25 protein-coding genes are annotated in these 22143 nt (G+C 37.1%); 4 read left to right on the top strand and 21 right to left on the bottom strand.

The window, feature by feature from the left end; translation table 11 throughout:
• Positions 1-49 precede the first annotated feature (49 nt).
• Positions 50-943 carry a selenium metabolism-associated LysR family transcriptional regulator gene (locus ACFVS1_RS08645; protein ID WP_387546405.1) on the bottom strand — a complete coding sequence of 298 codons (894 nt, stop codon included), beginning with the start codon at positions 941-943 and terminating at the stop codon, positions 50-52.
• Positions 944-1076: 133 nt separating this feature from the next.
• Between ACFVS1_RS08645 and ACFVS1_RS08640 the strand changes: the two genes are divergently transcribed.
• Positions 1077-2102, top strand: a complete 1026-nt coding sequence (locus ACFVS1_RS08640) for a YeiH family protein (RefSeq protein ID WP_387549256.1) — start codon at positions 1077-1079, stop codon at positions 2100-2102.
• A 24-nt stretch (positions 2103-2126) separates the two neighbouring features.
• Here the strand turns inward: ACFVS1_RS08640 and speD are convergent, their stop codons facing one another.
• From speD to ACFVS1_RS08610, 6 genes are all read right to left on the bottom strand, one after another.
• Entirely contained in the window at positions 2127-2963 is an 837-nt protein-coding gene (speD, locus tag ACFVS1_RS08635; protein ID WP_352923301.1) for an adenosylmethionine decarboxylase, read from the bottom strand.
• A 153-nt stretch (positions 2964-3116) separates the two neighbouring features.
• On the bottom strand, positions 3117-3779 hold the full coding sequence (locus tag ACFVS1_RS08630; RefSeq protein WP_352923298.1) for an ABC transporter permease: 663 nt from the start codon (positions 3777-3779) through the stop codon (positions 3117-3119).
• Positions 3780-3796: 17 nt separating this feature from the next.
• Complete coding sequence (locus ACFVS1_RS08625) at positions 3797-4714, bottom strand: osmoprotectant ABC transporter substrate-binding protein (protein WP_387546401.1); 918 nt, start codon at positions 4712-4714, stop codon at positions 3797-3799.
• 11 nt (positions 4715-4725) lie between these two features.
• Positions 4726-5379 carry an ABC transporter permease gene (locus ACFVS1_RS08620; protein WP_387546399.1) on the bottom strand — a complete coding sequence of 218 codons (654 nt, stop codon included), beginning with the start codon at positions 5377-5379 and terminating at the stop codon, positions 4726-4728.
• Between the two features lie 12 nt (positions 5380-5391).
• The gene (locus tag ACFVS1_RS08615; RefSeq protein ID WP_387546397.1) at positions 5392-6546 is read right to left on the bottom strand and encodes a betaine/proline/choline family ABC transporter ATP-binding protein; all 1155 of its coding nucleotides are present in this window, start codon (positions 6544-6546) and stop codon (positions 5392-5394) included.
• Between the two features lie 209 nt (positions 6547-6755).
• On the bottom strand, positions 6756-7931 hold the full coding sequence (locus tag ACFVS1_RS08610) for an acyl-CoA dehydrogenase family protein (protein ID WP_387546395.1): 1176 nt from the start codon (positions 7929-7931) through the stop codon (positions 6756-6758).
• A gap of 475 nt (positions 7932-8406) precedes the next feature.
• Between ACFVS1_RS08610 and ACFVS1_RS08605 the strand changes: the two genes are divergently transcribed.
• Positions 8407-9039, top strand: coding sequence for a 2OG-Fe(II) oxygenase (locus ACFVS1_RS08605; protein WP_387546393.1), 633 nt, complete (start codon positions 8407-8409; stop codon positions 9037-9039).
• Positions 9040-9288: 249 nt separating this feature from the next.
• Here the strand turns inward: ACFVS1_RS08605 and ACFVS1_RS08600 are convergent, their stop codons facing one another.
• Positions 9289-10068 carry a hypothetical protein gene (locus tag ACFVS1_RS08600; RefSeq protein WP_352923281.1) on the bottom strand — a complete coding sequence of 260 codons (780 nt, stop codon included), beginning with the start codon at positions 10066-10068 and terminating at the stop codon, positions 9289-9291.
• A gap of 223 nt (positions 10069-10291) precedes the next feature.
• Here ACFVS1_RS08600 and ACFVS1_RS08595 point away from each other — a divergent pair, with 223 nt between their 5' ends.
• Complete coding sequence (locus ACFVS1_RS08595; protein ID WP_352923278.1) at positions 10292-10417, top strand: hypothetical protein; 126 nt, start codon at positions 10292-10294, stop codon at positions 10415-10417.
• Positions 10418-10615: 198 nt separating this feature from the next.
• Here the strand turns inward: ACFVS1_RS08595 and ACFVS1_RS08590 are convergent, their stop codons facing one another.
• The 8 genes from ACFVS1_RS08590 to ACFVS1_RS08555 all read right to left on the bottom strand — a co-directional run bounded on the left by ACFVS1_RS08590 (position 10616) and on the right by ACFVS1_RS08555 (position 16677).
• Entirely contained in the window at positions 10616-11041 is a 426-nt protein-coding gene (locus tag ACFVS1_RS08590) for a VOC family protein (protein WP_352923276.1), read from the bottom strand.
• Positions 11042-12085: 1044 nt separating this feature from the next.
• On the bottom strand, positions 12086-12694 hold the full coding sequence (locus ACFVS1_RS08585; RefSeq protein WP_352923273.1) for a ClpP family protease: 609 nt from the start codon (positions 12692-12694) through the stop codon (positions 12086-12088).
• 413 nt (positions 12695-13107) lie between these two features.
• A complete protein-coding gene (locus ACFVS1_RS08580) occupies positions 13108-13536 on the bottom strand; it encodes a DoxX family protein (RefSeq protein WP_387546388.1) in 429 nt (142 codons plus the stop codon).
• Between the two features lie 72 nt (positions 13537-13608).
• Positions 13609-14436 carry a M56 family metallopeptidase gene (locus ACFVS1_RS08575; RefSeq protein ID WP_387546385.1) on the bottom strand — a complete coding sequence of 276 codons (828 nt, stop codon included), beginning with the start codon at positions 14434-14436 and terminating at the stop codon, positions 13609-13611.
• A 23-nt stretch (positions 14437-14459) separates the two neighbouring features.
• Positions 14460-14876 (bottom strand): BlaI/MecI/CopY family transcriptional regulator, encoded by a 417-nt coding sequence (locus ACFVS1_RS08570; RefSeq protein ID WP_352923264.1) that lies wholly within the window; start codon positions 14874-14876, stop codon positions 14460-14462.
• A 133-nt stretch (positions 14877-15009) separates the two neighbouring features.
• A complete protein-coding gene (locus tag ACFVS1_RS08565) occupies positions 15010-15687 on the bottom strand; it encodes an NAD(P)H-binding protein (protein ID WP_352923261.1) in 678 nt (225 codons plus the stop codon).
• A 42-nt stretch (positions 15688-15729) separates the two neighbouring features.
• A complete protein-coding gene (locus ACFVS1_RS08560) occupies positions 15730-16302 on the bottom strand; it encodes a histidine phosphatase family protein (RefSeq protein ID WP_387549254.1) in 573 nt (190 codons plus the stop codon).
• Between the two features lie 27 nt (positions 16303-16329).
• Positions 16330-16677 carry an avidin-fold protein gene (locus ACFVS1_RS08555; RefSeq protein WP_387546382.1) on the bottom strand — a complete coding sequence of 116 codons (348 nt, stop codon included), beginning with the start codon at positions 16675-16677 and terminating at the stop codon, positions 16330-16332.
• Between the two features lie 241 nt (positions 16678-16918).
• Here ACFVS1_RS08555 and ACFVS1_RS08550 point away from each other — a divergent pair, with 241 nt between their 5' ends.
• Complete coding sequence (locus ACFVS1_RS08550) at positions 16919-17440, top strand: DUF2179 domain-containing protein (RefSeq protein WP_063233682.1); 522 nt, start codon at positions 16919-16921, stop codon at positions 17438-17440.
• 41 nt (positions 17441-17481) lie between these two features.
• Here the strand turns inward: ACFVS1_RS08550 and ACFVS1_RS08545 are convergent, their stop codons facing one another.
• The 5 genes from ACFVS1_RS08545 to glgA form a co-directional block, all read right to left on the bottom strand.
• On the bottom strand, positions 17482-17760 hold the full coding sequence (locus ACFVS1_RS08545; protein ID WP_352923254.1) for an HNH endonuclease: 279 nt from the start codon (positions 17758-17760) through the stop codon (positions 17482-17484).
• 15 nt (positions 17761-17775) lie between these two features.
• Positions 17776-18174, bottom strand: a complete 399-nt coding sequence (locus ACFVS1_RS08540; protein ID WP_352923251.1) for a cytosolic protein — start codon at positions 18172-18174, stop codon at positions 17776-17778.
• Between the two features lie 63 nt (positions 18175-18237).
• Positions 18238-18993, bottom strand: a complete 756-nt coding sequence (locus ACFVS1_RS08535; RefSeq protein ID WP_352923248.1) for an exodeoxyribonuclease III — start codon at positions 18991-18993, stop codon at positions 18238-18240.
• Between the two features lie 75 nt (positions 18994-19068).
• Positions 19069-20574, bottom strand: coding sequence for a cardiolipin synthase (gene cls / locus ACFVS1_RS08530; protein ID WP_352923247.1), 1506 nt, complete (start codon positions 20572-20574; stop codon positions 19069-19071).
• A gap of 127 nt (positions 20575-20701) precedes the next feature.
• Positions 20702-22138, bottom strand: a complete 1437-nt coding sequence (glgA, locus tag ACFVS1_RS08525; RefSeq protein WP_352923245.1) for a glycogen synthase GlgA — start codon at positions 22136-22138, stop codon at positions 20702-20704.
• Positions 22139-22143 lie beyond the last annotated feature (5 nt).

Genomic DNA, 22143 nt, shown 5'->3' with positions numbered 1-22143 from the left:
TGCCCAACCTCTTCATTGAAAATGAAAGGATGAGCAAATGTTTAGGGTTTTATTTAGGACGGCCCTTTATCGCAAATTCTTCGACCTTCCTTAAAAACAACTCCATGGCTTTTGATGCTTCGAAGTCCAACTTTTTCACGATCGAAAAAGGTCTTATAATGGGCTCATTTTTCAAATGAAAGGTTTTCAATTCATTGGACTTCAATTCTTTTTGTACAGTCAATCGGGATAAAAGGGCAATGCCAAGCCCCGCCATCACCGCTTCTTTCACTCCTTGGATACTGGTGAAAATAAAGGTTTTCTTTATGTTTAACTCTAGACTGCTGAGAAGTTTATCAGAATATGTACGGGTTCCCGATCCTTGCTCCCTTAGTACCCATGTTTGGTTTTGGAGCAAGGTACGTTCGATGAGATCCATCTGTGAAAGTGGATGATCCGGGGGGACGACAACGATCATCTCGTCATTCATGAATGGTCTGACATCTATATCTTTATATTCCGTTTCACCTTCAATCAAACCGATATCAAGCCTATTCGAACGTATTCCTTTAATGACATCATTTGAATTCGAGATGATGATTTGTATATCCACCTTCGGATATTGAGCCGCAAATTCTGCTAATACTTTTGGAAGATAATACTCCCCTATCGTGAAGCTTGCACCTATTTTCATCGTTCCGCTAACCACGTTATTAAATTCATTTATTTCTCTTTTTGCTGTCTCATAATGATTAATCATTTGCTTTGCATGTCTATACAATATTTTTCCCGGCTCTGTTATTTGAACTTGTTTGGGAGAACGATAAATTAATTTCGTTCCTAACTCATTTTCCAGATTCCTTATGTGAAGACTGACCCCTGGCTGCGACAGGTTCAGAATGTCCCCTGCTCTTGAAAAGTTTTTCTGTTCGATTACGGTTACGAATACTTTTAATGGATCCATGGTTACCTCCCTATTTACCTATGCATTTCATTTTATCATAAGTAGAAGTTATCATTGATATAGCAAAAATATATTTCACTTATTTCTAATTAAGTTTTAAAGTTAAGGCATCAACATAGATGGAGTGATCACACTGGAACAAACAAACGTTGAAACTAAAAAACTTGGATTTACAAAAGGAATAGCATTGACTTTGCTGATTGCCATTGCAGCAAAATATTTAGCACTGTTTCCATTCCTTCATATAATGGGACAGTTAGTCATTGCGATACTGATTGGTGTTGTTTGGAAATCGCTTATTGGCGTCCCAGCCTACGCCGTTGCAGGGACAAATTATTCAAGTAAAGTCTTTTTGAGAGTAGGCATTATCTTATTGGGCATGCGCTTGAACCTAATGGATATTTTTAATGCCGGTCCGAAAACATTTGCTGTTGGTGCCATTAGTCTTGCATTTGCTATATTAGTAGTTTATGGAATGACCCGTATATTTAAAGTCGAGAAAAAGCTAGGTATATTGACAGCTTGCGGAACGGGTATTTGCGGAGCTGCTGCCATCCTGGCAATTTCCTCCCAAATAAAAGCAAAGGAAAAAGATACAGCAATAGCTGTAGCGACGGTTGCTGTTTTAGGCACAACCTTCACTTTCGGATATACGATCCTTTATCCATTATTGGAGTTATCCGATCAAGGATATGGTATTTTTTCGGGTGCGACACTCCATGAAATTGCTCATGTCATCGCTGCAGCAGCACCAGGGGGAAATGAGGCAGTCGACTTGGCAGTGGTGGTCAAATTGACAAGGGTGGCCCTGCTCATTCCCGTTGCCATTTTAATTGGGTTCATCATGAATTGGAAAGACCGATCAACAGTTACCGCCAAGAAATTTTCCTGGAAGTCCATTCAGGTACCTTGGTTCATTTTTGGATTTTTATTAATGAGTGCCATTTACTCTACTGGTGCAGTTCCTGAACCTTTAGCAGATAAACTTGTTATGCTTTCCTACATCCTCATGGCTATGGCCATGGCAGGACTAGGATTGAATATTGACCTTATAACTTTTAGAAAATATGGCGGCAAACCTTTTTTAGCCGGACTGATCGGCTCTATCTTATTGACATGCCTCGGGTATGTATTGGTGCAGGCATTCCATTTAAATTAACTTTTCAAAAACAACAAGCATCCCTTAATCGGCATGCTTGTTGTTTTCTATTGGATGCGGAACATTGGCACCATAAAAAATTTCATCCATCTCCGTTTGAAGCCTTTCTATAATTTCTTGCCTTTCCTCTTTATTCAGCTTTTCCTCTGTATAACCGAATAAGTAATTATTAATATCGAACCTTCTCAGCTTACATTTTGTATGGAATATATTTTCCTGGTATACATTCACATCAATCATGTCATATAAACCCTTTACTTCATCAGGAATATAGTTTTGAATGGAATTAATATCATGGTCAATGAACAATTTTCGCCCATCTTTATCTCTCGTAAAGCCTCTCACTCGGTAATCGATCGTGATAATGTCGGTATCGAAGGAATGAATGAGATAATTAAGGGCTTTAAGAGGTGATATTTCTCCACAAGTAGAGACATCGATATCGGCCCTGAATGTGCTAATGCCTTCCTTTGGATGATATTCAGGGTATGTATGTACGGTAATATGGCTTTTATCCAGTTGCATGACCACATTATCTGGTAAAGGCCCTGGTGATTCCTCATAAGTTCCCATAGGTACTTCGACGACAGGACCTTCTGAAACAAGAATGGTTACACTAGCGCCTTGAGGGACATAATCCTGTTTGGCCGTATTTAAAACATGTGCCCCTATTAAATCAGAAACGTTGTGCAAGATCTTCGAAAGCCGCTCTGCATTATATTGCTCATCGATATAATCCAGGTAGGCCTCCCTCTCTTCCCGGGTTTTTGTGTAACATATATCATACATATTAAAGCTTAAAGATTTCGTAAGATTATTAAAGCCATGAAGTTCAATACGCTGCTCTGGTGTAAGTTTCATGCTTGATTCCCCTTATATTTTTTTAGGACTATCCTTATAGTTACCCTTTTTCTGAAATAAAAAACTAAGTCTGCGAGCCTAAGCTTCTGCCTTCTTATCGGTAAGTAAAGAAAAAGCCATTGCATTAACATGCAACGGCTTTTTTATTATCTTCTATGCAGTATGAATTTTTTTCTTTTTTACCGGTGAAAGAATTTTTTCCAGCCATCCGAGTATAAGATCTGAGAGAATGGCCATCAATGCCGTCGGGATTGCTCCTGCAAGTATGATTGCCGTTCCATTTGAAGCATTCGTTCCCCTGACAATGATATCCCCCAGTCCGCCTGCCCCTACGAATGTACCGACAGCTGTTACTCCAATTGCAACGACAAGCGCTGTACGTAAGCCAGCCATGATGACAGACAGAGATAATGGCAGTTCGACCATTCTAAGTAATTGCAGCTTCGTCATCCCCATTGCCTTTCCAGATTCTAAATAAGCATGATCTATACTTGTAATACCGACATACGTATTCCTCAGGATCGGCAGTAAGGAATATAAAAACAATGATAAGATCACTGTATTTGTTCCTAACCCCATTACTAGCATCAATAGTGCGAGCATAGCCAATGCTGGTGTGGTTTGTATGACATTCGTTATCGAAAATACCCAATTGCTCAATTTCTTATGTTTTGCGATGAAAATGCCTATCGGGATGGCTACAATGGCTGCAAATAAAACCCCATAAGCTGACATTAAAAAATGGCGATAAAATTCAGTAAGTACATACATCCAATTCTGTGAATAATAAGTTCCCAGCTGTTGCAAGGTTTCCATTAGTTTTCGCCTCCCTTTTATTCAAAATATTTATGTGCTTTAAGGAATTCTGAAGCTACGACCGATGGCTCCTTCAAGTTCCCATCAACTTCATAGTTCAGTTCCTGCATGGTTTCAGTAGTGATTTCGCCAATTAACTTATTAAGTTCATCTTCAATCTCAGGATATCGTTCCAATAATTCTTCGGTAACGACCGGTGAACAGTCATATGGTGGGAAATATTGTTTATCGTCTTCTAAAAGCTTCAAATCATTAACCTTAATCCGTCCATCTGATGAGTATGCAAGTACTATATCCATCTGTCCATTTTTGACTGCATCATATACCAGGCCAATCTGCATCGGATAAGTTTCTCCAAATTCCAATCCATATGTATCGACGAACCCTCTATAACCATCCCCTTTTCTTTTCAGCCAAGCACTATCTACACCTAGCCTTAAATTATCTGCGTCCTTTTCCAAATCAGATATTTTCTGATACCCTTTTTCCTTTGCCAATTCATTTGAAATCGTAAAGGCATACGTATTATCGAACCCATAGGAATCAAAAAATTTGAACCCATATTGTTTTTTGAATTCCCTTTGAACAATTTCCATCGCCTTTACTGGATCCTTTTCGATTTCCTGTCCTAGGACACTCGTTAAATCCGTACCTGTATATCGAGTTGCGGCTATGTCTATATCACCGGTCTCCATCGCTTTTTGCTGAACGAAATTGGAACCTAGATTTTTGATGATTTTCGTATCAAGTTCCGTATTCCTTTCAAGGAGTTGAGCAATCATGTTCGCAAGGATTTCGGATTCGGTCATGCTTTGGGCACCGATCTTTACAGTAGATTCAGAAGATGACCCTAAACCAGGCAAAGAACAGCCGTTGATCATTAATGAGCAAACTAAAAGGGCCATTATAATTGTACGTCTTATTTTTTTATACATGGTAATCCTCCTCAAGCAACTTCCTTCATACCTTTCAATCCTTTTGGAACGACTTTTCGTTCAATGATCGAGAATACATAATCCACAAGGATAGCCATGATGATTACTGGAACGGCACCTGCGATGATATATTCTGTTTGGTATAAATTCAAACCGATAAAAATGTAATCTCCAAGTCCTCCGCCTCCAATAAAGGAAGCCAAAGTGGCCCACCCGATCAAATAGACGGAAGCCGTACGGATACCAGCCATGATGACGGAAAGTGCCAGCGGGAATTCTACCAGACGAATCCTCTCCCAGCTTGTCATCCCTATGCCCCGGCCGGATTCCAGCAGATTTCCATTTACGCCTTTAATACCTGTGTATGTATTTCTGAGTATGGGTAAAACAGAGTAGAAAAATAACGCAATAATTGCAGGTGTTTTCCCAACGCCGAGGAAAGGAATGAAAAAGGCCAGGACTGCAAGGCTCGGCAGTGTTTGCATGATGTTTGCCATTCCGATTATTATTGAAGCGCTCCTTTTCATCCGGGTCAACATAATTCCTAGTGGCACGGCAACTATTATTCCGAGAAAAACAGCGATCATGGATATATATAAGTGCTCCCATGCCTTATAAATCAATTCTTGCCAGTTCGTTTGTAAAAAATTGAGCAAAGCTTCCATCTGATTCACCTCCTAAAACATTTCTACCATTTCTGCCAATTGATTTTCTTCCTCTCCCCAGATGCTGTCATATACGATGTCGACCAATGTTGCCCTAGTGACAATTCCGACCAAATGTTTATTCTGGTCAACCACCGGCACATATTTGAACCCTCGCTTTAAAATCTTCTGAACAGAGTCACGGATTAAAGTATCCTGTTTGACTGAATAGACTTCAGTATTGATGACTTCACTGATATATTTAGCTTTTTTTCGATACTCACTGATCGTTTCAACATCTACGAATCCTTTTAAAACATTTTGCTCATCAACTACAAGTAAAGAATCTACCCTTTTCTCCCGCATTATCGTAATAGCATCGGTAAGGGATTTTTCTTCTGTAATGGATATTGGATTTCGACTCATGATTTGTTCGACCAACTCAACATTTGGTCCTGTTTGGAGCAATCGATCTTTGCCGATGAATTCTTCCACGAACTCATTGGCTGGGTTTCTGAGAATTTCATCCGGTGTTCCCACTTGGACGATTTCACCAGCCTTTAAGATGACGATCCGGTCCGCTAGCTTAATGGCTTCATCCATATCATGGGTAACAAAAACGATTGTTTTATCAAGTGTGCGCTGCAAATTTTTAAATTCCTCCTGAAGGGCATCGCGCGTGATTGGATCTAATGCACCAAAAGGTTCATCCATCAAAATGAGTGGAGGATTGGAAGCAAGTGCTCTGAGAACGCCTATCCTTTGTTGCTGCCCGCCGCTCAATTCGTAAGGATACCTTTCCAGGTATTCGGGTCCCATATCGACAAGCTTAAGCAATTCCAGTGCGCGTTCCTTTTTCTTCTGTTCATCCCATTTAAGAAGTTTTGGGACGAGGGTGATATTTTCAAGAATCGTCATGTGAGGGAAAAGCCCGATTTGCTGGATAACGTACCCAATCTGTCTTCTTAATTCGACTGGATCTTTATCCATGATATTTTCACCATTAATAAGTATCTTGCCTTCAGATGGTTCGATAAGGCGGTTAATCATCTTCATTGTCGTTGTTTTACCACATCCACTTGGACCAATGAAGCAAATGAACTCCCCTTTTTTAATATCCAAAGATATATTCTTTACAGCTTTCTTTCCTCCCTTATAGATTTTCGATACATTTTCGATTTTTAACATAACAAGCACCTCCATCATTCGATACAATTACAAATTTTACAAATATATTAATTTTTTCACACGCACAGTCTCTTGTACCCAATGGATAAGCTGTTAAAACCTTTTTATTTAAAAAACTAGTCATATGTAATTATATTGAAAAAATGGTATAAAAAAAACTACCTCAATTAAAATGAGGTAGTTGATTGATTTAAAGTATTATTAATGAATTAAAAACCGATATTTTTAGCAATCAGAATTTTTACCGTTTCATCTGTCCCTGTAAAGAATCTTGACAAAGGAATGTCCCGGTGACGCCGGGTAATCTTTTTATCTTCCATATATCCGTATCCATCGTGGAACTGCATGCACTTTTCAGATATTCGCTTAGACATCTCTGTTATCCAATATTTAGCCATCGATACTTCAGTTATGATATTCTCCCCAGTCATATGTTTACAGATCAACCCATCAACAAACGTCCTTCCCAGTTGAATATCGGTCGCTATTTCAGCAATGGTAAACTGCGCAGTTTTAAATTTACTTATTTTCTTGTCAAATGCTTTTTGTCCTTTTATAAAATTCATCGTTAAGTGAAGCATGTCTTTCGCTGCGATTAAAGACCCAATCGCACACATTAGTTTTTCTTGTTGCAGTTTTTGAATGATATATGAAAGACCCTTCCCCTCCTCACCAAGAAGGTTGCCGATAGGTACTAAAGCATCATCGAAAAATAGCTCAGCTGTGTCTGAATTTCCCAGTCCTGCATTACCCAGCTTTCTTCCACGTGAAAACCCTGGTGTATCTTTATCAATGAGCAGTAAACTGATTCCGTCCTCGGAAGTGCCAGCATGAAGATCAGTTTTACATGCTACTATCATGATGTCAGCTTTAAAGCCATTTGTGACAAACGTTTTAGCTCCATTGACTATATAATACCCCTCTTTCTTGATGGCTGTGGTTTGAATATTCGCTATTTCCGAACCTATTCCGGGCTCTGTGAATGCAAAGGCGGAAATCATTTCTCCTGTAATGAACTTTGATAAATACCTTTGTTTTTGATCTATTGTTCCGAATGAAGCTATATAAGGGGCTACAACATCTGAATGAATGGATATTCCCCCTAAGGCTGATCCAACCGTTTCCAATTCTTCTGCCAGCACAACTGAATATCCAAAATCTGCTCCTAACCCACCGAATTCCACATCAAGCCACGGACATAAAAATCCATTATCTCCAATCATTTTCCAAAACGAGCGAGGTATTCCCCCCTCTTTTTCCCACTGATCATAAAAGGGGACAGCCTCCTTGGCGAGAAATTCACGAATTGATAGTTTAAATAATAAGTGTTCTTCCGTTAGGAAGGAACGGGAATCATCTTTATTGATTGCCAGTGTGCTAACCATAGGTTAACCTCCATTCGCTAATGGGTTTACTAAATACATCAATGTGAAAATAACTTATAATCACTCCCACGAAAATATGTTAAACGCCTCAATGTAAACGATAACAATAAATAATTATCAAAAAAATGTTCCACAATATTCATGTTCAACAAAAGTATTGATTTCCCTTTAACAAATCTATTTTTTACCATTTTAATTATGTATTACTTAACTGCTTTGAGTATGGGTTCATCATATATTCTACCGAGGTTATTTTTGAAATATTAATTGGATTAAATTAATACGCCCTTCTTTTGTAAAACTCACTTTTCCCATTTTCTCGACAAAATGTTCGTTTTAATTCACTCAATATGGAAGTTAGCCGAATAAGAAACAGTTATATAGCAACGTTTATGGTATAATGAAGAGAAAACGCTTACAACAAAAAGAGAAACTAATTGTTCGGAAAATTCATTCATTTGGGAGTCGATGAAGGTTGACAGTTAAAGAACAAACCATCTTTAATCATATTGGAAATAAAATAAGAACAGAAGATCGAGAAATTAACGTAATTACTAGATTAGAAGAACCTTTGATTGTAGTTTTAGGAAATGTTTTAAGTGACGATGAATGCGACGAACTTATTAGCTTGTCAAAAGACAAAATGCACCGTTCCAAAATTGGAGTTACACACGAGGTAAATGAAATAAGAACAAGCAGTAGCATGTTTTTTCAAGATAAAGAATATGACATCATAACTAAAATTGAAAAAAGAATATCATCCATCATGAGTATCCCCATTGAACATGGAGATGGTATTCAAATACTTAAATATACTCCTGGTCAAGAGTATAAAGCTCATTTTGATTTTTTTTCATCTACAAGTCAGGCAGCAAAAAATAATAGAATTAGCACAATCATCATGTATTTAAATGATGTGGAGCATGGAGGGGAAACCGTTTTTCCTAAACTGAATTTTTCAGTGTCTCCGCGAAAAGGAATGGCAGTATATTTCGAATATTTCTATAACGATAAAACCCTAAACGAACTAACTTTACACAGTGGAGCGCCAGTTATCACTGGTGAAAAATGGGTTGCGACACAATGGATGAGGAGACAAAAAAAATAGTCAGTAGATTGATCATGTAAAAGCTGGGCTATAAGTTCTCATTTTAGGTGCCAAATGAACCAAGGCACCTATTTGTTCATTTGGCATCTGTTTATTAAAAATGGCCAAACGAATGGAATCAAAATAATAATGGTCCTTTAAACTTTATAGCACTCTTGATCCTAAACAATCGATTCGTTTCAAAACATGCTTTTGCCCTATTTTCTCGTTAAGTTTTATTTGATAATACTTTGTTTGTAATTAAACACCTCATTTACCTTTGTTGCTCTTTCTAAAGTTATCATAATCCGTCTTAATGTAATGAAATACCTTCGCGTTGCCATTATGGTCAGGATGAGTTATTTTTAATAACCCTTTATATTCTGCTAACACTTCTTTATTGCTCGCCATTTTAGAAAGCCCTAATTTTTCACTATAATCATTAGATTGAGCAGTGGAGTCAATATTGTAATCATTTCTGATGTTTTCTTTTAATTTTATCAATTCATTACGTAATTCAATATTTTCTTTTAATAAATCCTTTGTTTCATTTTGTAATTCACTTTTCTCATTCTTTAGTATGGCCACTTCCTTTTTGAACATATCCCTTTGCTGGATCAATATTCTTTTTGCCGTTTCATGAAGTTCTTCGATTCCTTCTATATGCTTATCTTGAGTTTGTATTTTCAATTTTAATCGATGTATGATCTCGTCCTTATTTTTATCTATAAAATCATTTTTAGCCAGCTTTGAAGCCGTTTCGTTGCTTATGTATCCAGTGTTCCTCTTTCCGTTTCCCGCATTTTTAATCTTGCCTTCACGCAGCCAGCGCCTAACGGTTTGTATGCTATTACTTTCTGTTATTCCTGCATCTTTTAACATTTCAAATGCTTGATCTGTGTCATCCATTATGTATCCGGTTTTTCTAATCCCGTTTCCTCCCTCATATTTAATCTTACCTTCACGAAGCCAGCGTCTAACAGTTTGTATACTGCTGCTTTCTGTTACTCCTGCATCCTTTAACAGGTCGAAAGCTTGATCTGTGTTCAAGTTGTTACCCCTTCCCCTTATTACTCAATGTAATATTACTACGATTGATATTAGCCTATTAAAAGGTTATATATTTTGCAAACTATAACGGCTAATTTATATGCCAGTGTTTTAAATGATAGCATAGCCATTTTCTAAACAAAGAACAAACAGATGAAGAATATATGACGAATATCACAGAGAGATAACGATAAGGTATCAAACTTAAAAGTGGGACCAGAACATGGCCTGTAAAATTGTAGTTAAAGGAAAAATGACAGCAAGACCCCGTATGGCAGTGAAGAAAGCACGTGAATTGACACGGAGGAAAAGTGTTTTATTTTTGAATGTTTCTGAAGGGGCGGAATGAACTTAGACAGCATAGGAAAAGCGATAGGTATCATAGGTATCATACCTATAATTCCATAAGGAGCACCGCAAGCAACACGTGGATTTACAATGTTAAGGATATGCCATTATTAAAAAGCCCAATCTCTCAGTGATATATAATTGAGAAATTGGGTTTGCAACTAAGTCACCAAAGCAGCTGCTATTAGTTAACTAGAGATTATTGTTTACCCTCTGTATACACTTGAAAGGTTACACCGAATTTGTCTGTTACAATTCCATATGCAGGGCTGAAAAAAGCTTCCTGCAGCGGCATTTTCACTTCTCCGCCTTGAGACAATGTTTCAAAGATTCTTTTTGATTTTTCAATCTCGTTTATTGAAATACAGATCGTGACTTGATCTCCAGAGTGACTGGGTTGACCTGGAAACGTATCGGAAAACATGAGATCCGTTTCTCCAACCCTTAACATTGCGTGTGCCACAAGTTTTTTTGCTTCTTCTGGCAAAGGAAATTCCGGGTTTTCAGGCATTTCTCCAAAAGTTTGATTAAAAAGGACTTTCGCATCAAGTGCTTTTTCGTAAAATTGAATCGCTTCCTTCGCATTTCCGTTCATCATTAAATAGGGAGATAATCGCATGGTCATAAATAGCTCCTTTTGTTTTAATTTTTGTTAGAAAGCATGAGTAACTTCCAAGCCTCGTTTTGAAGTTGTGGACAATAACCATTATTACCCATGACTGTATTTTATAACAAAGAACATGTGTTCGTCAACGAAAATCACTTGAATACTAACAATTTTTCAGGTGACAGACTGGTTTAAATAAAATATTAAATGATTATCCCACTAGCTTAAAGTGTTTGTATTGTTCATGACCACATTGTTACAAACACTGAGCCATTCACCTTGGAATTTTCTTCGATTAAACACCAACAGAAGCTTTTGCATTAAAAAATCTATTTTTTGTTTGTTATTCATAAAAGCTAACCACGGTCCTTATCAAGCCTAATGATCATGACAGCCAATTACGTTTAATATGGAAATTCTTGAATCTCTTTGCTGGACTAAAAGAAAAATCCTTCGGTGTTCCTCTTTTAACCTTACTTAACTAAAAAAGGAACAGGATTGCATAGACCCATCAATTCTTTTTCTTCCGCAGCCGATTCGTCTTAAAATTCCCCCCCGGTACATGGTAGATTTTCTCTCCTGCACTTTGCCTTCCATATGCAGAGTACCAATGAAAAAATGAAGCGAACAAAAAGTAGCCCCGAAATACACCACTGATGTAGTATATTTTGGGGCTACTTGACGTTTACTTAAATACTGAGTAGTCAGTCATATATTCGGACTATCCGTTCTTTTCAATCCCAAATTTTTGAAAGTTTGTCTAGTCTTTTATCTTTTGTAGCTTAGAATCATGCTAATTTGCCCTTGGTTGATTAATGGCTCTCAGACTAAATTTGTATCCCACTATTATATAAGTTACCCACCTCGTTTAAATTCCCATGTTCTAAAAAAGATGGAAAATAGCTATAGAATGTTGATATATGAAGTAATTAATCTTGAAAAAATAAGATATTTATGGTTTGTAGTACAGATTTAACTATATAACCCGAAAAAAATTAACGTTTTTCTTCTAAAAATATAGAAGAATTATAACCAATCTCACTTCCCATATAACTATAAGTATTAAATTATTTCATGTACAATTCCTAAACTCAAACCTTCGTCATTTGCAAACATGTACCATTCTTCATCTTCCTTTTCAGCATACAATTCTTCTGAGATGTTGGTATTTCCCACGATAAAATCCTTAATACGATTATCTAAACGATCATAGAAATTCATTGTATTTTTAGCCTTCTTAGAAGTTGATTGAACAGACATACTTCCATCATGAATGAGAATTATTGTATTGGGATATGCTTTTCTATAATGCCCACTAATCAACAGTAACGCACCCATAGAAACACAAGATCCTACACCAATGGTTTCAACTTTCGTTTTACTTGATTTAATAGCATCAATAGCAGAAAAACCTGCCACTACATCCCCACCATCAGATGTTATATAAATTTGTATTGTCTTTCTTTTATCTATTGGAATATTCAATTCTTCATCTTCTCGATTCCATTCTTGAATCCAATAAACAATTTTATTTACAATGGTTGTATCCACATCATAATTAAAATATATTTTCCGTTCTTTTAGTCCAAGGTAAAACTGATACTCCTCAAGAGAGTCAGGTAAACTTCCGATTATCTCCAAATATTCTTTATTGAATTCAACGTTGCTCATTATTAATCCTCCTTAATAATATGCTGTGTTATATATGAAGAAAAAGTGTAATACACAATCATATCTATTTATTAATTTATTCAGCAAGTACAATCTTCGCAACAGCATTCATCATCATTTTAAAGTCCATTATTTTTTAGAACATAGAAAAGTGAAATGAGAATGTAGAACCTTTTACAAAGGAAAAAACACAATAGCCCAATTTTGAAATTCCAAACCATTAAACCCTGACTCGATTTCTTTATCGATTGTTTGCATACAATAGTAGAAAAAATCAAAGGTTCTGGTGCATTTCAACAGAATATCGCTCCATCAAAAAAAAGGACCTAATCGATTAGGTCCTTTTTGACTTTAGTCTATTCGTTCCAATTTGGTGAGCTATAAACTTAACACTGTGATATTGTTTATTTTAATTAACTTGCTTTCATTTCTGAATCTTGTCCTTTTTTAAGGGCAGGTAACTTAGAATCTATCGATAGGAATCGGCTACCATTAAAAACTAGATGAATTGCAATAATCATAAGAACGAGATCCAGTTCGTACCCTGAAGCTTCTCCATTCCCCATAAAACCTGCAGGGAATTTCACGTATACAATTGCACCAGCCATGATGAATACAAGGAGGGCAGATATTATTCTTGTTCCAAGTCCTAAAATTAAAGCAATTCCTCCAAATAATTCAATAACACCGACTACATAGGCCATAAATCCCGGAATGCCTATACTTTGAAACCATCCTGATGTGTTCTCCAATCCACCTTGGAATTTTGACAATCCATGTAACAAAAATGAAATTCCCAACATAACTCTTAATAAAAAGGTACCGATCTCTTGTTTATTCATGTCACATCTCCTTTTTTTCATTTAACACTACAAAGTGTAGTGTAAGATGGTAAAAAAATCAAGTGAAAGTCATCAGACAATCACTATAGTCATTCCCAAAAGTATAAGCAAAACATAAATAGAAACAGAAATCGTGGTAGTTTCAGCCCTTAAAGGAATTTTTTTATGGGGCTCGATTATTTGCTGAAGTCTATAGTTAACTGATTCATTGGAGAAGTGGACAAGGACCGGCGAGGATTTATCCGTGTAACCATGTTTAATTAACTTTAACAAAGCAGTACTTATGCCTAATTCAGTCCCCATTTTATTTATCGCATTTTCGTCTGCTGATAGTTCACTTATTATTTTGTAATTTTTATGACACCATTTTGTAAGTGGAACAAACCATAAAGCATCTGATATCAACTGTAAAATAAAGATTACCAGCGGATGATATTTTTTTTGGTGATAGGCTTCATGCTCTACTACCGCTTCTAGCTCATCTAAGTCCAATAATTTAATTAAACCCGAACTGAACACAATGAATGGACGCCTAAAACCAAGCGTAAAAGCAAGAGGCTGGTCAGCATTCACAACTAAGATATCATTGTTGACCCGGTTGAATGTTTCATTTATAAAACTTGTCATTTCAACATTTTTTGAAAGAAAAAGCTTTTGTTTAAACCTTCTGGATAAGAAATATTGCTCTGCAATTTTGAAAAGGGTGCTCAGTATACTATAGGATATTATTATACTGAGCAGGGTAACGACCACAAAGTAGTATACTGAATCTTCCTTGAATAAACTAAAACAAAATTTAAAAAAATTAGCTTTAACATTCACACCAAAAAAGATGTGTACCAAAAACGCTCCCATTTGGCACCATACTACACAGGCAATTAAAAGACTCAGGCTTATCACAAAATAAGACTTCCTCTTCCACATTATAATTTATCCTTTTTTAACGATTGAATTTTTTGTTCCAATTTTTCAATTAAACTTTGGTCAGCGTCTTTCATGGCATCGAGCATATGGCTTATGACTGCTCCACCAAATTCATCGAGCAAATTCTCAGTCAGTTTCTTTGACTGCTCTTCTAAAAACTCCGCTTTGGATTGTACTGGGCGAAATAATGAGAGCCTTCCTTCAGACCTCTTTTCAAGAATGCCTTTTTCGACTAAACGATTCATGACAGTCATTACCGTGTTGAAATTGATAGGTTTGTCAAGTTCCAATGATTGCTGAACCGCTTTGATGCTCTGTTCATCTTTATCCCATAAATATTCCATGATATTTGCTTCCAATGGACCAAAGAAACGATTCAGTCCAACTTCATCATATTTAAAATTTTTAATATTCATCCTTTACCACCTTCCACTACAAATTGTAGTGGATATCATTGTTACAATCAAGTTTCATCTGGAAGTTTTGAACATGTTTTCCACACCAGGCACGCTCTTTCGGCATAAACGGGCCTTTTGCAGGCTCGTTTCACTAATTAATAGTAACCCTTTGTGCAAGTTTCTCTATTTCATCAGAATTATAAAAATGATATCCTTTTGCCGTCGTTTGGGCTGCAGCGTACATCGCAGCAGCTACTTTGTTTGCTTCTATTGCACGATATGGACGTAAAGGGCCTACAAAAACAAATTTCACAAAAGTACTTAGCAGCCCAGTAATCTTTTCACCTGCCCTGAATTCCTTGCGTTCTCCTAGAAGTAAGGAAGGGCGGAATATATGTACAGCATTCATTTCCAGGCTTTGTAATGTTCCTTCCACATCCCCCTTAACACGACTGTAAAAAAACTTTGATTTGGAATTGGCTCCCATGGCCGTAATGACGAGTAATTTTTCAACATTGGATGTCTTCGCCATTTTAGCCGCTTCGATTACAAAGTCATAATCAACTTTACGAAAAGCTTCCTTCGATTTTGCCTTTTTGATCGTTGTACCTAAACAAATGAAAACATCGGTGACGTTGAACAAGTAGGCATATTGGGACAAATTATCGAAATCCACAACATGTCCTATGCACTTGGGATCCGTGTATTTCACTTCCCTCCTTGTAAGAAAATGGATTTCACTATAGATTTTGCTGTTGCTTATTTTTTTAACCAACTGGGTACCGACCACACCTGTAGCGCCTAAAATCAATGCCGTCTTATTAGTCATGAATTTCCTTCTTTCCTTCATCAGCTACTGAATAATATAGGACTAAGATAAATGTTTCACTTGATTGAAATCATCAATTATCCAAGAATCGACGTCCAATCTAATCGTACTCAAACATGCATTGAACAAGCGCATTTCATTTGAGACGATTGACTCGTTTGACATCAAGCGTAAAATAAAATGAATGACTGCACCATGTGCAACAAGTATAACTTTCTTCTGAGGATACTCCCTTTGAATTTCCTGAAGTCCATTCATCAGCCTGTTTCGTAAAGATTCCTGATTCTCCTGACCAGGATATTCTTTATCCATGAATGCTGAAGCCCTTTCAGCTGCTGTCATTCCTTCAGCGACGCCAAAATTCTTTTCAATGAATTCCATTTTTTCAATAACCGGGATTTCAATATGATGCGAAATGATATCTGCTGTTTCCCTTGCCCTTTTTAGAGGGCTCGAAATAATTACATCCCAGGAAGCCTCTTTCGACAAATATTCACCACATTGCCTCGCCTGTATCCTTCCTCGTTCATTTAAAGGAATATCAGTCTGTCCCTGCAGTTTCCCTTGTGCATTCCAATCTGTTTGACCATGCCGCACTAAACAGATAGTAGTAATTGTCCTCAAACCCTTCTATGTAGATTATTATTTTTTCACTTCTTCAATGATGGAGTATCCTTCAGTCTGTTCTAGATCTGACCATTTCCATTTTTCATGCAAGCGTATCCTTCCATCTGGCAACATTTCAGGAGTGGAAAGGCAGCTGCCTCCTCTAATTTCACCTTTTTCATTGATATGATTATACCTGAATTCTAAGGAACCATCCATATTGACAAGCCCTATTAATGTCCCTTTCACAATCTCTCCACCATGATAGCTTGCTGAAAGAATGGAACCTTCTTGTGAATAGTGGAACGAAGTATTTCCTGATACTTCTCCATTTTCAGAATTGACTACAGCTTTGAAAACCCGACCATCATAATTAAACATCATCATCTTTCCCCCATATGAATTAATAAGGATAATGATACCAAATTAATCAAAAAATGAATATTCAAAAATCTTATAGGATTTTAATTCTGTGTCAATGGAAATGACACAAAAAATACATAATATTCCCCATTGAAATCCCCTATTATGTTGTGGTTAGATTAGGGAAGATGTTACTTATGGAATGAACAATCCCTTAGTTGAAACGTCTAATCAAACTGGAAGATGTTGGTGAGGTGCTCAATTGAAAGAAATACTTCTGATTCTACTATTACAACTTATTTATGTTCCAATTTATACGTTGCGAACCATTTTCTTAGTAAAAAATATTACCATACTTGCCTCGATACTGGGTATCGCAGAAATGTTAATATACGTTTTTGGATTATCCCTAGTATTTGGCGGTGACCAAAGCATACTCGCCATGGTTGTATATGCAGTCGGTTTTGGAATCGGAATAATTTTTGGTACGAAGATTGAGCAAAAACTCGCCATCGGTTTTATTAATGTAACCGTAAATACTCAAACCAAAAATGAACAATTGGTAGATACATTGAGGAACAATGGATTTGGTGTAACTCTTTATACGGGCGAGGGCCGGGATAGTAACCGTTATCGGATGGAAATTTTGACAAAACGCAATCGGGAACAAGAATTGATAGCAACCGTTGAAAAGTTTGAACCTAAGGCTTTCATCATTTCATATGAACCACGTTATTTTAAAGGTGGTTTTTTATTGGACCGGTTGAAAAATAAAGCAAGCTGAATGAAATGCAAAAGCCCATCTTGTTATGATGGGCTTTTGCTTTATTTCGTTTTTGATTTTCTAATCTTCACTGCCCTCGTTACCGGTTGTTTTTTGATCCACTTTAAGTATTTTTTTAATGCTTCATCATCTTTTAACAAAAGCACGCTATATAGTCGGATGGCCAGCTCTCGGTTTGAATACAGTGCGTGAATCTGTTTGTGACAAGATTTACAGAGATAGGCAATGGGTAAATGGCTGCCACCTAATTCTCTAGGTGTTAAATGATGGATAGTCAGTTCTATCTCTCCCCTGTCACAAAGCTCACAAGTACCTTTCATCTCATCAATCGGCCGTTAAGGCTTAACGGATTTCCCTTCTTCAACAATATGAAACATCAAATGGGCAAGATGATGGATTGGTCCATACTCTTCATTGTCATCATCCTCTTCATCTTCCACTTCATCCATGCCTTGTAAATAAAGTGCCATGAACTCATAAAAATCATTTTTAGTAAAAGAATAACAATCACTTGGATCCTGATTATCTTCTTCATACTGTAAAACTAGATGAGATAAATCACCCTCATCATCTTCAGCATCAAAAAATACAAAATATCCGATATTTGTATCCAGTTCAAATAGTCTGCGAAAACCGCGTGATGTTGCTTTTTCAAACTCAGCCGCAGTCAATTTTTGCACTTGCATGCTGTCTACATTATCTTCTTGATGAAAGCCCACGATAAATGTGTTCATAATCATACCTCCTGTTGAATATGGATAACCATTAGTATCCCCATTTAACCGAATTTATTCCATTTAGAGGTTTGTTTCCAAGACGACCGGGCAATGATCGCTGCCCATGACATTGCAGTGAATATTAGCCTCTATTAAAGATTCCGCAAGACGTTTTGAAACGATGAAATAATCGATTCTCCATCCTATATTCCGCTCCCTAACTTTTGCCATGTATGACCACCAAGAATAGGCCCCTTCCTGGTCTGGATAAAAATGGCGGAATGTATCAATAAACCCTGCATCAAGTAATTCTGTCATCTTTCCACGCTCTTCATTAGTGAAACCGGAATTCCCAATATTGGATTTTGGGTTTTTTAAATCGATTTCCTGATGGGCAACATTTAGGTCCCCACAAAAGATAACAGGCTTCACCAAGTCCAGTTCACTAAGATATTCTATCATCCCATCTTCCCATTCGAGACGGTAATCAAGCCTTGATAAATCCCTTTTAGCATTGGGGGTATAGACGTTCACCATATAGAAATTTTCGAATTCCAGTGTTATGATCCTGCCTTCCGGCTCCTCGTCCAGCTCCCCTACACCATATTTCACTGAAAGCGGTTTTTCCTTCGTGAAAATGGCTGTACCTGAATATCCTTTTTTCAGTGCATAATTCCAATATTGATGGTACCCTTCCAATTCAAGTGTAATCTGTCCTTCTTGAAGCTTAGTTTCTTGCAGGCAAAAAATATCTGCATCCACATCTTTAAAGTAATCTAAAAATCCTTTTTTAACACAAGCTCTAATTCCATTCACATTCCAGGAAACCAATTTCATATTCTCTTAAATTCTCCTTAAGGCCAATTAATTTCTGTACATTTCAACTATACTATTTATCTGCTAGTTTTCCCATTAGAGTACATTCGAAAACAATCTGGCAAATGATTCTTTTGAACGTTCCAGCAACCCCCGATTGTTATACCTAATAGGATCTAGTTTATCACTATCCATCATATCCTCTTTGTAGTGAGTGATGAGATCTTCAATGGAACGGCTGCCCATTAGAAAGACATTCACTTCAAAATTCAGATGAAAACTCCTCATATCCATGTTTGCCGTCCCTATGGAAGCCATATCACCATCTACGATAATAAGTTTCTGATGCAGGAAACCTTTTTTATACGTGTATACCTCTACACCGAATTGAAGCAGCTCCCCGAAATAGGAGCGACTGCCGTATTGGGTTAAAAACCCATCATTTACTGCCGGAACCATAAGCCTAACTTGTATCCCCTTAATTGCGGCATGTTTAATGGCTGCTTTAATCGCTTGATTTGGTACGAAGTATGGACTTGCAATCCAGATTGATTTTGTGGCGCTAGTAATAAGTGAATAGTAAAAATCACTCATGATTCCCTGTTGTGTATCAGGTCCGCTGGCCACCACCTGGACAGCTCCATCCCCTTGTTCCACTATATTGTTGAATTCTGGGCGCTCTTCTAATACATCTTCCCCACTGACATATTCCCAATCCAAAAGGAAAACCGTATGAAGCATATATACTGCTTCACCTTTAAGGACCATATGTGTATCTCTCCAAAATCCGATCGTTTTATTTCTTCCTAAGTATTCCTCCCCTACGTTTAAACCTCCAACAAAGCCAACCTCCCCATCAATGATGATTATTTTCCGGTGATTCCTAAAATTAAACTTTTGATTAAAAAACCCATGTTTCAATGGTGAAAATGGATAAGCCTTTATCCCTGCATTTTTCATCCGTTTAACTTCATTATTTGAAAGGCTTAAACTACCGGCAGCATCAAAAATGAATAAAACTTCAACACCGTTTTTCGCTTTTTCAATAAGGATATCTATAATTTCAGTACCAAGCCTGTCGGAGCGAAAAATATAATATTCTATATGAATGAACTTTTCAGCTTTTTTTAACTGTTTAATGATTTCGGTAAACGTTTCGTTACCATTTTTCAACACTTCCGTTTGGGAAGATGTACTAATGGTGGTCTCAGACGCATTTTTGGCAAAAGCTGCGAATGATTGCTGATGATTATTCAAGAACGATAGATCTGGCGATGATACATGTGTAACAAGACTCTTCCATTCTTCACGATCTTTTTTCCTTTTACTTTGAAATAAATACCCTTTTAAATAGAGCTGACCTGAAAATAGATAAAATACATATCCAAATACCGGGAAAAACAATAGTACATACATCCATAAAAGGGTCTCGTGGGCAAATCTATTTTCCAGCATGAGTGAAAACATGGTAATAAACATGACAAAAATATACAATCCAATAAAAAATAGCTTCACGTCGAAGCTAACATGAGTGAACAGGATCATATAAACTGCAGCAATTAAAATAATTAAAAATACAAATTCCATTCTTCTTCTTTTCATCGTTTCATTCTCCTACACAGCAATATTTTATATAGTTAACTATATACCCAAATTTGATGGTAAAAGAAACAAAACACTTACGAAAACAATATTCGTAAGTGTTTTTTGTGTATTACCTATCCAATTATCACTTCATGACAGGAATCAAACTTTCATATAGCTCCATATACTTTAAGGAAGATGATGTCCAACTGAAGTCTAACTTCATTGCACTTTCGGCCATTTTCCTCCATCTTTTCGGCTGGAATTTATACAGACCGACAGATTGCTCAATTGTATGAAGCATATCGTGTGCATTATAATTCGTAAAACTGAAGCCATTGCCTTCACCAGTAAATTGATTATACGGGATGACCGTATCACGCAGTCCGCCAGTTTCCCTTACTAAAGGCAGGGTACCATATCGGAGTGCCAAGAGCTGGCCGATGCCACATGGTTCGAATTGGGACGGCATCAGGAATATATCAGAACCTGCATATATCTGTCTTGCTAACCCCTCATCAAAATATGTATGCACTGATACCTGATTTGGATATTGGTCAGCTAAATGGCGAAATGCCGATTCATATTGCTCTTCACCTGTACCTAAAAGGATGAATTGAACTCCTTGGTTCATTATTTCATGAAAAACATGGAGAATAAGATCTATTCCTTTTTGATCAACAAGCCTCGTTACCATGGATAGAACTGGGACCCCATCATTTACGGGAAGATCCACCTTTTCCTGTAGCTGACGTTTATTCTCCATTTTACCGTCATACGAATCGAATGGAACTGCAAGATGTCCATCTGCCGCAGGGTTATATTCCTCATAATCGATTCCGTTAATGATCCCTTTAAGGTCACTATTTCTTTTGCGTAAAAACCCATCAAGACTTTCCCCAAAATAAGGACTCTGAATTTCTTCCGCATAACTTGGGCTTACAGTTGTGACTATGTTAGAAAATGCTAGGCCGGCTTTCAAATAACTGACATTCCCATGGAATTCAAGACCATCGATATTAAAATATAACTCACTCAAATCGAGTAATTCCGCTAAAACAGCTTTAGGATAAACCCCTTGATAGCGTAAATTATGTATAGTAAATATTGTTTTAATATCCTGATAGAATGGATGCTTATGATAATGAGCTTTAAGCAAAACGCTAACAAGGCCCGTTTGCCAATCATGACAGTGTATGACATCCGGTTTTACTTCTAAATAGGGTAAAGCCTCTAAAACTGCACGGGAAAAGAAGGCGAACCTTTCGCCATCATCAAAGAAACCATAACTACCATGTCTTTTGAAATAATATTCATTATCCAGAAAATAATATGTAATTCCGTTAGCAACAAGTTTTTCGATGCCGCAAAATTGCTGGCGCCAACCAACAGGAACTTCAATACTCGTCATATGTTCCAATTCCTGTTTGAATCGGTTAGGAAGATCCCCGTATTTTGGAAGGATGACACTTACATGGACACCCTGTTTTTTCAGCGCTTTCGGGAGTGCGCCTATAACGTCTCCGAGCCCTCCCGTTTTTATAAAAGGGGCGCATTCTGAAGCAGCAAATACAACATTCATTGCCG

Source organism: Peribacillus sp. NPDC058075, from assembly GCF_042885195.1.
GTDB lineage: Bacteria > Bacillota > Bacilli > Bacillales > DSM-1321 > Peribacillus.
The sequence above is the reverse complement of the archived record's forward strand: the minus strand, read 5'-3'. Positions and strand labels throughout refer to the sequence as shown.